Source organism: Nostoc sp. PCC 7524 (assembly GCF_000316645.1).
GTDB lineage: Bacteria > Cyanobacteriota > Cyanobacteriia > Cyanobacteriales > Nostocaceae > Trichormus.
The window spans coordinates 6,138,628-6,149,814 of sequence record NC_019684.1 but is presented as its reverse complement, the minus strand read 5'-3'; the positions used below and the strand labels follow the sequence as shown (position 1 = coordinate 6,149,814).

The window sequence follows — 11,187 nt, the reverse complement described above, 5'->3', positions numbered from 1 at the left end:
ACAAACTTTCATTCATACAGATGTCAGATTGCTAAATCATTGCTGTCCTATTTACTGGTGTACAAGCACTATAAGCTAACGTGTCAAAGCAACTGTTAAATGTGCATTTTTTATTGAATATCCTCAGCAGTTTACATAACTCTGGCAATGGTTTTTACTCGTGGCAAAGTGTATAAAAATCAGCATAGTATTCAAAATAAAAATAGAGCCTTGATAGCTGTAGAAGAAAATCATACAGTTGGGGGCAATGGTACGAATTTAGGATTAGTGCAAGAAGTTGATGTTCAAAAAATGTCAATGTTAAACTTGCAAGAAATAGTCACTTTTTTAGCAGAAGTTAGCCCCTTTCCTATTGTTATTCTTTGTTTAGAAACTCATGAAATTTTATTTAAAAATAAGCTAGTAGAAAAAGTTTTTGGGGCTAATTTTTGTCAAAATTATGATAATTTAGTTGCAGATATTTATAACAACTATACTTTATGTAAATGGTTAAATAGTAGTCTCAAAGGCAGTGAGTCTGTTAGTAATTTGGCAGTAAAAGTCAATGTATTTAACAATACTGTTGTAACCAGAATTTCAGCGAAAGCCGTTAATTACCAAGGTAAGTTAGCAGCTTTATTGGTTTTTACAGATATCAATGAACCTCTGCAAAAACAGCCAGTAACGGAGGATGCGATCGCTATCCCCACTACCCCAGAAAATGTAAATTCTACGTGTGAGATTAACTACCAACAATCCCAAGCACGTTTACATCTGATGGAACGGGCGCTAGCTGCTAGCAGCAATGGGATTGTGTTGACAGACGCTACTCAACCAGACAATCCCATCATTTACGTCAATCCTGCTTTTGAAAGCATAACGGGCTACTTTGTTCAGGAAGTGATTGGCCGTAACTGCCGTTTTTTACAAGGAAATGCTCAAGATCAGCTGGGGATTGAGGAGTTGCGTAAGGCCTTGCAAGAGCAGAGGGAATGCCATGTCATCTTAAAAAATTATCGTAAAGATGGTACTCCCTTTTGGAATGAACTCTACATTGCGCCTGTGTTTGATGACTCTGGGCGTTTAACTAACTTTATAGGTGTACAAAACGATATTACTCAACACCTACAGGCTTTGGAGGCATTACAGGAGCGAGAAGAACAATATCGTCGCATTGTGGAAACAGCTACTGAAGGTATTTGGCTACTGAATCCAGATAACCAGACTACCTTCGTCAATCAACAAATGGCAGCTATGTTGGGCTACACCGTGGAAGAGATGCTAGGTAAAACGCTATTTGCCTTTATGGATGCCGAAGGCTTAGAAATTGCCCAGACATACCTGGAACGCCGTCACCAAGGCATTAATGAAACCCACGATTTTAAATTTCTTTGTCAGGATGGCTCAGACCTATGGGCAATTATTTCCTGTGCGCCATTGTTTGACAATCTAGGGAATTATAGCGGAGCCTTGGGTATGGTGACAAACATCAGCGATCGCAAACGGGCAGAAGCTGCATTACAAGAGAGTAAACAGCGTCTCGACGAGATTTTAAACTCTCTGGAAGATGTAGTCTGGTCAGTTTCCGCAGAGACTTTTGAGACTCTCTATATTAATCCCGCCGTTGTCAAAATTTATGGCCGCTCTGTATCTGAATTTGTGGAAAACTCAAATCTGTGGTTTGAGGTAATTCATCCAGAAGACCAACCAATAGTTAGTCAGGCAATTCAGCCTTTGCTGTTAACTGGCAGTCAAGACCTAGAATACCGGATTATGAGACCCGATGGCGAGATACGCTGGTTGCATAACCGCAGTCATGTAATTTATAACGCAAGTGGTAAACCTATCCGTATCGAAGGCATCGCTACAGATATTAGCGAACGCAAATTCATGGAAGCAAAGTTAATGCGTCATGCCTTCTATGATCATCTCACTGGGCTGCCCAACCGAGTTTTATTTATGGACAGGCTAGAGCAGGCCATAGGTCAAATACAACAACACCCAGACCAATTATTTGCTGTATTATTTTTGGATCTTGACCGTTTTAAAGTCGTCAATGACAGTTTAGGACACTTTGTTGGTGATCAACTCCTGGTAAGCTTTGCCGAACGTTTACAAAACTGCTTGCGTCCTGAAGATACCATTGCTCGCCTAGGTGGAGACGAGTTTACAATTTTGTTGACTCAAATTTCTTCCATCGATGAAGCTACCCGCATCGCCGAACATATTCATCAGGTACTGAAATCACCATTTAACCTCAATGGATATGAAGTATTTACTACTACGAGTATTGGCATTGCTCTCAGTACAATAGGCTACACTCAACCCGCAGATTTGCTGCGAGATGCTGATACTGCTCTGTATTGTGCTAAAGAGCAAGGTAAAGCTTGGCATATAGTTTTTGATACCACTATGTATGACCGGGCTGTAGCACTTTTGCAACTAGAAACTGACTTACGCTGGGCGATTGAGCGCCAGGAATTACAAGTTTTCTACCAACCAATTGTCTCTGTAGCTACAGGGAAAATTACAGGATTTGAATCCCTAGTACGCTGGCAACACCCAGAACGAGGGCTAATTTCACCAGCCGAGTTTATTCCCATAGCCGAAGAAACTGGACTCATCATCCCAATTGGTGAATTTGTATTGCGGGAGTCGTGTCAACAATTACGGCAGTGGCAATTAGAAGTTCCTAACATTCCACCTTTAAGCATGAATGTCAACCTTTCCGGCAAACAGTTTTCTCAACCTTATTTAGTTGAAAAAATTGTCCAAATTTTACGAGATGTTGACCTAGAACCCAGTAGTTTAAAACTAGAAATTACTGAAAGCGCCATTATGGCCAGCCCTGAACAAGCGGCTACCATTCTTCAGCAATTTAAAGCTTTAGGAATCAAGTTGTGTATTGATGATTTTGGTACTGGTTACTCATCTTTAGCGTATTTACATCATTTTCCCATTGATGTTTTAAAGATTGATCGTTCTTTTGTGAATCGTATTGACCGGGATGGCGAGAGATTAGCAATTGTGAAAGCCATTGTCACCCTAGCTTCCAATTTGGGTATGAGTGTAGTTGCTGAAGGTGTAGAAACAATCAGCCAGTTAGTACAGTTAAGATTATTACAATGTGACCAAGCACAAGGACACTTGTTTTCCCCAGCTTTAAATAGTCAAAACATCAGCTTATTACTGGCTGCAAAAAGACGATTCTATCAACCATCTGAGTAATAATCTGCACATTCAGACAGCAGAGGGAGCAGAAGAGAATCATAAATATTTAAGTTCTTACCCAGTCCCCAGCCCCCAATATCCATGCCCAATTACTCAAATCTCTCCAGCAAACACTCAGCAATCCGGCGGGCTGCACCGGCTTTACCCATACGTCGCATACCATTTTCTGCAATGATATGCAGCCTGTCAGGATTAGTGAAAAGCGATCGCACTTCTTGCACCACTTGTGCTGGTTCTTCCACTAAAATCAACGATAAGCCTAACAGTCGGCTTTGGGCTTCTGCGAAGGCTGGGTTATATTGTGGCCCCTCCCCAGGAATAGCGATCGCAGGTTTACCTAAACCGATAAACTGTTCTGTAGCTGTACCAGCCATTGCGATCGCCACGTCTCCCCAATGCACACATTCGTTGTATGCTTGTTGAGTCAAGATGAAATAGGCGTTTCTTTGTTGGAATATTAAAGCCTCAGCATCGGGTAGAGGTAGAGGTGATTCTGTATGGGGTCGCCAGCCTTGAGACTGGACACTTTGAGCTAGGATCTGCATATCTAGATTGGGTGCGATCGCTCCTAAAAACACTACACTACCAGAACTGTGTACAAATGAGTTCTGTTCTCGGAAACTTGCCATTAATGCAGACACAGCCATCATGATGATTTCCCAATTTTGATAAGCTTCCGGTGGACGAGAACCAGGAAGAAGAGTCATCACCAAAGGTCTAGCTATTTCTTGTTGTTGGGCATCAGCACTATAAAATTTTTGTGTAGTAAACCTGGGTTGTAAACCATCCATCATCGGATTTCCCACATCAACAGCCGGAATCGGCCATTGATTTAAGATTTGTGTTGTCAACCCATCCCTAGGAAACACCGCCCGACAACGGCGACGACTCATTAACCACCTCTCCCAAGGATGGTAAATCGAACCAGAAAAATTTTCCCAACGGGCAGATTTTGATTTTCTCGGCAGGATTCCCACTTCATCCCGCACATAATATTCTGACTTCGCCGTTCCTACAAAAGCATATTGAGTACCACTAACAAAGGCAAACAATAACGGTACAATATCCCCCACTGCCAAAACAGCGTTCTTGTTGCCTAATTTTTTTTGGGAACGCACCCACCGCCGCATCGCTTGAATTTGACTCCAAGTCAGTTGCACCAAGCCACCTCGTACATCCCGCGCCAATTGTCGCCCATCCATATATATAAACCCACCAGAGGGCATAGTCCGGACTGCACCAATGAGGGGAATATTTAACTGTTGGTAAGCCCGTCCTTCACCCACCAGAGGCAAAGCAAAGATATCTGGTGGGTGGGATAGTTGTAATAATTCTTGCAAAATGCGGACAGCAATGACATCTTCCCCATGACCATTACTTAATACCAACAACTGCAACCGAGAACTGGCAGTTGGTGAATTGGCTAGGGATAACTGGGATATATCGCTCATGAATTGGGGACTGGGGATTGGGGACTGGGGACTGGGGACTGGGGATTAGGGTCTGGAAACAAGACAAGGAAGCTTTTCTTCCTCATCTCCCCCCACTTCGTTATCTCTTCCATAACCAATGTTTCCTGGAGGGGTAGTTGATGGTGGGGGTTGTGCATAAGAAACAAAATAACAAAATTGGCTGTCTGTTTAGGTAATTCGTAATTTTTGATTCTTGATTCCGCTATTGCGGAAGCTATAAAGCCGTGTGAACAATCACACAACAATGGGGATGAACATCTCTCGTCCCCATGCCCAATTCCCTATGCCCAATTCCCTAAATCATATGCGTGTTTCTTCTACTACAATCTTGACTTTAGCTACTTTGGCGGTTAGCAATGCCACTCAACAAACTATGGCTGCATCGACTAACGCCTCAACTCCGGCTGAGATAGAGCAAAATTTAGTAGTGCCAGTAGTGGAAGAAAACCCTGCACCTCTGAAGGCTGTAGCTGCACCAGAAACAGAGATTACTCCCCAATTTTCTCAATCTCCAGTCATAGCTCAAAAACCTGTTGTACTTTCTCCTGTACCTTCGGTTGCAACTCCGTCAGCCTCCAAGCCTACCACGCCTGAAAACACTTTGGTTGTGACAGCTATCGATGTGCAGATAGTGGGCGCAACTCCTGAATTACAGGAAATCATCCGCCAAGTCATTAAAACCCAAACTGGTGGCGAAACCAGCCAAAGCCAGTTACAAAGAGATGTAGAGGCGATTTTGCAGACTGGTTTATTTGTCAATGCTAACGTCAATACCCGCACTACTCCATCTGGCTTAAATGTAGTGTATCAGGTGCAACCAGTGGTAGTGCGATCGCTCCAACTAGCAGGTGCTAAAGCCCTCACCTATCCAGTCGCCCTCAAACCTTTTCAATCCCAAATTGGTAAACCCATCAGTCCAGATGGACTCAAACAAGCAGTCCAACAAATTAATAAATGGTACACCGATAATGGTTATAACTTGGCGCGGGTGCTATCAATTCAACCCAATGATGCAGGTATCCTTTCCGTCAATGTCGCAGAAGGTTTGGTGAATGATATCAAGTTCCGTTTTGTAAATGATGAAGGTAAAACCGTCGATAACAATGGTAATCCCATCGGGGGACGTACCAAACCAGATTTCTTAAAACAACAACTCCAACTCAAACCAGGGCAAGTCTTTCAAGAAAATATTGTCCGGCAAGATGTCCAACAGTTATATCGTACTGGCTTATTTCAAAGTCTTAATGTCGCCTTTGAAGGTGATGCTACCAACCTTGATGTGATTTACGAACTTAAGGAAAATGGGGCCCGTGCGATTAATTTGGGTGGTAGTTACAATGCTGATACAGGGTTAATGGGGACTTTAAATTATCAAGACCAAAATATTGGCGGTAAGAATGATATTTTCAATGTGAATCTCGGTTTAAGTAGCCGTGATTTGCAGTTTGATACTAAATTTATTAGTCCCTATCGTGCCACTAATCCTGACCGTCTAGGCTACACCGTGAAAGCCTTCCGCAGTCGAGAAATTTCGGCAACCTTTGATGATGAGATTAAACTAGCTAACGGTGATAAAGTCCGGGAAGGTAAGATTGGCGCAGGTATTAGCTTACAACGACCCCTTGATGATTGGGATACCTCCCTAGGGTTTAATTATACTCGTACCAGCATCCGCGATCGCCAAGGCAATATCACCCCCACCGATGCCCAAGGAAATCCCCTCTCCGCTAGCCGTACTGGCGTTGATGACCTCACTACCGTATCCTTCACAGCTACGAAAGACCAACGCGATAACCCTATCAACCCCACCCAAGGTTCTGTTCTCAGACTCAGTACAGAACAATCTGTACCCATCGGTCAAGGTAACATCTCCATGAATCGCCTCACCGCCAATTACAGTCAGTATGTGCCAGTACAGCTATTTAACAGTCAAACACCCCAAGTATTTGCTTTGAATGTGCAAGCTGGTACTGTCCTTGGTAATTTGCCCCCTTATGAAGCCTTTAACTTAGGCGGTTCTAATTCCGTGCGGGGTTACGACGCTGGAAATGTCGGTAGTAGTCGCAGTTATGTACTAGCCACCGCCGAATACCGCTTTCCCATCTTGCCTATTGTTGGGGGTGTAGTATTTGCTGACTTTGCCTCAGACTTAGGTTCTGGTGACACTGTTCTCGGCAACCCCGCAGGTGTCAGGAATAAACCCGGTGCTGGCTTTGGTTACGGTGCTGGAGTCCGGGTAGACTCGCCTTTGGGTTTAATTCGCGCTGACTACGGCATTAATGACCAAGGGGAAAGTCGAGTACATTTAGGCATCGGTCAACGGTTTTAAGCGACTTCCAACTAAAGAAATATCCCATCGCTATGTAGGCAGGGGGCAGGAGAGTAAGGAGAGATGTAGCGTCAGCTTCTCTTACGATGGCGTAAGCCTACCCGTAGGGTGGCAGATGAGGAAGATTTTATTTTTAATACTCATGCCCAATACCCAATGCCCGTTACAACCCCAAATCCACCGCGATACGATGGGCGCAAGCAAACCCCGAAAACGCCACCGCATTCAAACCCTGACCTGGAAATGTACTATCACCCACACAATACAACCCTGGAATAGACGTGCGATTAAACGGCATTCCCAATAACCCCCATAACTTACGCCGAGGTATCGGCCCGTAAGTCCCATCTACACGTCCCAAAAAACGGCGATGGGTGCGCGGTGTCCCTACTTCTAAATAATCTAAACCTGCATCTAACCCTGGAAAAATCTTCTCTAAGCGGTCAATAATTCGCCAAGCTGCATCTTCTTTCTTCGCCTCATATTCTCTTGCAGACATTCCCTCCCAATCATTAACCCAGTGGGGTGTGAACCCATGAATGATATGATGTCCCTCTGGAGCTAAATCTGGATCAAGTAAGGTGGGAATAGATACAAACAGCGTACCTTCCGGTGTTGTCATATCTGCCCAATCTTCCAAGACAATATGATGGCACTCCGTCCCCCCAGGTAAAACCGACTCTTTTACCCCCATGTGTAAGCTCAAAAAACTAGGTGATTTTTGATAGCGTTGCTGCCAATTTTTCTCATTACTTGGTATTTTCTCCACGGGTAGTAATTTTTCAAAAGTATCCCAACGCGTAGCATTAGAAACTATGCGTTTACCCTGGTAAATTTCGCCATTAGCTAATTGCACACCAACAGCCCGGCCTCTTTGGGTGAGGATTTTGGTGACTTTAGCTTGGTATTTAATCGTACCACCAGACATTTCTAAACCTGCCACTAATTTTTGGGCAATTTGTCCTACCCCTCCTTTGGGATAGTTCACACCACCGTAATGTCTGTCAGAAAAGACCATGCCTGCATTAATCATTGGTGTCATATCTGCTGGAACTACAGACCAGCAGTAACATTCCATATCGATAAATTTTAATAATTGGGGGTCTTTGATGTAGCGACGGGCAACGTCACCCGCATTTTGTGGCAGATACTTAGCTAAACCAAGACAAGCCAAAGGATGCTGCAAAAATGTCCGCAGCAGATAGCGAGGTTCTTCTAGTGACAGTAAATCAAATTTGTTGAGATAGTTAAATACTCGCCAACATTCGTCATAGAAGCGACGAATCCCTCTAGACTCATGGGGAAAGTAAGCAATAAGATTTTGCAAAAACTTGTCATAATCCCTGTCAACTTTCAGGTCTAATCCTTGGGGTAGATGATAATGAATCTGTACAGGATCAGGGATAGTTTCTAAGCTAGAATTAACGGCACTGAGGGCGCGAGTAAGTAAATTTGTAGTACCTTTGTGTCCCAATCCAAAAATCATCGATGCTCCCACATCGAAGCAATAGTCCTGGCTTTCAAAATAGCCGGCACTACCCCCAGGAATTAAATAACTTTCCAATACCAGCACTTTAGCGCCTTTTGCCGCTAATTGGGTTGCTGTTACTAAGCCACCAATGCCAGAGCCAATCACAATCACATCAAATGAAAAAGATGGGGAAGTCCTGAAATTGGGCAACATAGGGACAGGAAATACAAAAAATTAACTAAGAGAATCGTATTATATATTACTTTTATTTTGCTCAATTCATTAGTCATTAGTTTTTACTCTAGTACCCCCACTCCCTTCTTTTACACAAAAAAGAGGGACGAGTCTGCTACCGCCGACTAATCCCGTCTGCCGATCCTTAAAGAGAGGAGAACACTGATTAATAATATAACCTTGATTGAGAATATATGTCAACTATTAATGCAAATATTTTGCAATAAAATTTGTGAGTGCTGATTTTAGCTGTTAGCATTACGCAGGAAAGAGTATGATGATGTTTCAGTTCTTGTAGAATAAAAAGCGGCTATTTTCAGCTATGGCGGTACAACTGCGTGTTTACGTTCCACCCCATCCTTTAATCAAGCACTGGCTAGCAGTTGCCCGTGATGCTGCTACGCCTTCAGTATTATTTCGTAGTGCCATGACCGAGTTAGGGCGCTGGCTAACTTATGAAGCGACGCGGGAATGGTTAGCCACCCAAGATATCATGGTGCAAAGTCCCTTGGATAGTTGCCCTGGAACAGTTGTTAATCCAGGGATACCTGTGGCAGTTGTGCCGATTTTACGGGCGGGTTTGGGGTTATTAGAAGGAGCGCAAACTTTACTACCTTTAGCTTCGATTTATCATTTGGGTTTGGTGCGAAACGAAGAAACCCTAGAACCTTCCTGTTACCTCAATAAATTGCCGGAAAAGTTTGACCCCCAAACCAGAGTGTTGATTACCGACCCGATGTTAGCTACAGGTGGATCAATTATGGCAGCAATGTCAGAATTGACTCAACGGGGTGTTGATCCAGCCTTAACACGGATTGTTTGCGTAGTAGCTGCACCACCAGCTTTACAAAAATTGAGTAATGCTTATCCTGACTTAGTAATTTACACTGCCACAATTGATGAAACGGTCAATAGTAAAGGATATATTGTACCGGGATTAGGAGATGCAGGCGATCGCATCTTCGGCACTTAAGTTAGTATGCAGCTAGGGAAGAACAATCGCTTAACTGATGTACAGGTTGCAAAGTTGCTTGAAGGGGTAAAGTTATGAGTCAGCGTGATGGTTTCGCCAGTGGGTTTTTCGCAGGGGCAATATTTGGCGGCGTAGTCGGGGGGATTTTGGGCGCTGTGATTGCTTCTCGCCGTGATGACGAAATCGTGGAAGAGGCTACAGAACTAATGAATAGCCCCACAGAAAATAAAAAAGTGTCCACCAAACGCCGTCAGATGATATCTTCTGAAAGTGAAGGCATGGAAATAGAAACTGCTAGGCGATCGCTAGAAGATAAAATTGCCCAGTTGAATGCCACCATCGATGAAGTCAGAAAGCATCTTGGTAATGTTAACGGTGGTTCCACTCAATCTGTGAATGACCGTTCCCTCAGCCAAGATTCTTAGATTACTTGTGGTGAGAGCGTTTCAAATTTGATGTTACTACACCACTCCCTACTTCCCACTCCCCACTCCCTAATTAAGTCGGTTAATGCGGTAATTTTCAGCATACGCCCTGACATGGACTAAATTAAAATCTATAGTAAGACCGCTTTTAACACTTAGTAGGAAACCAACCAATCCATGAATTTACTGATTACTACGTTAGTTACTTTCTTATCTATTTACAGCTACTTGCTAATTATCCGGGTTTTATTGACTTGGTTCCCCAATGTCAACTGGTATAATCAGCCATTTGCGGCTTTGAGCCAAATTACAGATCCCTATCTTAATCTCTTCCGTTCTATCATCCCTCCCTTGGGTGGTATGGATTTTTCCCCTATCCTCGCCTTTTTGGTACTAACTTTAACCAGTGATTTCTTGAGAACTCTAACTAGCTTGCCATTTGTACAGGGATTTTAATCGACACGCCAAACCATCTTTGTAGAGACGTGAAACTCAAACAGCGTCTCTACAAATTTTGTCTTTTTATTTACCTGCGGACTGTCGCACTAAATCCCGAAGCTTTAAACTGCTTCAGCTTCAGAGGTAAAGGCTGATTGGCAGGTACAGAAATTCTTAATTCAAAATCACTAACTCCTGGTGGAACTTCCGCAATAGAACCAAGACGGGTGCGATTTTGTAAAATGGGGTCATTGTTAGCATCATAGATGCGCCCATAGATATCTGCATCGTAGACGGTTTTATAAGTGCTATTTTCTGCCTTCCCAGTGACAATAAAGCAATTAGCAGCACCACTACCACTACTGGTGACAGCACCTTGAGCTAATTCTGGTGGACATTCTTGATATGACAAATCAGATAGTTTAATTTGGGTCAAGGCGACAGCCACAGGAGTCCATACCCACGATATCAAAATCATGAGGCAAGAAATAGCGATCGCCCTCATCAATCTGGAGTAGTTTAAATTAAGTGGTATTCTGATTTTCTTTTCCATAACTGTATAAGGTAGCAAGGAAACCTAACTAAACTTTATACCGTTGTGATGAGGGAATGGAGAATAGGGACTGGGGATTGGG

8 protein-coding genes are annotated in these 11,187 nt (G+C 43.4%); 5 read left to right on the top strand and 3 right to left on the bottom strand.

Features of this window, described 5'->3' with window-relative positions:
• Window positions 1–147 precede the first annotated feature (147 nt).
• Window positions 148–3,207, top strand: coding sequence for a sensor domain-containing protein (locus NOS7524_RS25210; protein WP_015141307.1), 3,060 nt, complete (start codon window positions 148–150; stop codon window positions 3,205–3,207).
• 92 nt (window positions 3,208–3,299) lie between these two features.
• On the opposite strand, the gene NOS7524_RS25205 is transcribed toward NOS7524_RS25210, so the two are convergent.
• Window positions 3,300–4,661: a lipid-A-disaccharide synthase-related protein gene (locus tag NOS7524_RS25205; protein WP_015141306.1), complete on the bottom strand. Its 1,362-nt coding sequence runs from the start codon at window positions 4,659–4,661 to the stop codon at window positions 3,300–3,302.
• Window positions 4,662–4,986: 325 nt separating this feature from the next.
• On the opposite strand from NOS7524_RS25205, the gene NOS7524_RS25200 reads away from it, so the two are divergent.
• Complete coding sequence (locus NOS7524_RS25200; protein WP_041555953.1) at window positions 4,987–7,011, top strand: BamA/OMP85 family outer membrane protein; 2,025 nt, start codon at window positions 4,987–4,989, stop codon at window positions 7,009–7,011.
• A 163-nt stretch (window positions 7,012–7,174) separates the two neighbouring features.
• Here the strand turns inward: NOS7524_RS25200 and crtH are convergent, their stop codons facing one another.
• Window positions 7,175–8,695, bottom strand: a complete 1,521-nt coding sequence (crtH, locus tag NOS7524_RS25195) for a carotenoid isomerase (RefSeq protein ID WP_015141304.1) — start codon at window positions 8,693–8,695, stop codon at window positions 7,175–7,177.
• Between the two features lie 343 nt (window positions 8,696–9,038).
• On the opposite strand from crtH, the gene upp reads away from it, so the two are divergent.
• From upp to NOS7524_RS25180, 3 genes are all read left to right on the top strand, one after another.
• Window positions 9,039–9,689, top strand: a complete 651-nt coding sequence (upp, locus tag NOS7524_RS25190; RefSeq protein WP_015141303.1) for a uracil phosphoribosyltransferase — start codon at window positions 9,039–9,041, stop codon at window positions 9,687–9,689.
• A gap of 74 nt (window positions 9,690–9,763) precedes the next feature.
• Complete coding sequence (locus tag NOS7524_RS25185) at window positions 9,764–10,114, top strand: hypothetical protein (protein ID WP_015141302.1); 351 nt, start codon at window positions 9,764–9,766, stop codon at window positions 10,112–10,114.
• Between the two features lie 177 nt (window positions 10,115–10,291).
• Window positions 10,292–10,570: a YggT family protein gene (locus NOS7524_RS25180; RefSeq protein ID WP_015141301.1), complete on the top strand. Its 279-nt coding sequence runs from the start codon at window positions 10,292–10,294 to the stop codon at window positions 10,568–10,570.
• Between the two features lie 70 nt (window positions 10,571–10,640).
• On the opposite strand, the gene NOS7524_RS25175 is transcribed toward NOS7524_RS25180, so the two are convergent.
• Window positions 10,641–11,057 (bottom strand): hypothetical protein, encoded by a 417-nt coding sequence (locus NOS7524_RS25175; protein ID WP_015141300.1) that lies wholly within the window; start codon window positions 11,055–11,057, stop codon window positions 10,641–10,643.
• Window positions 11,058–11,187 lie beyond the last annotated feature (130 nt).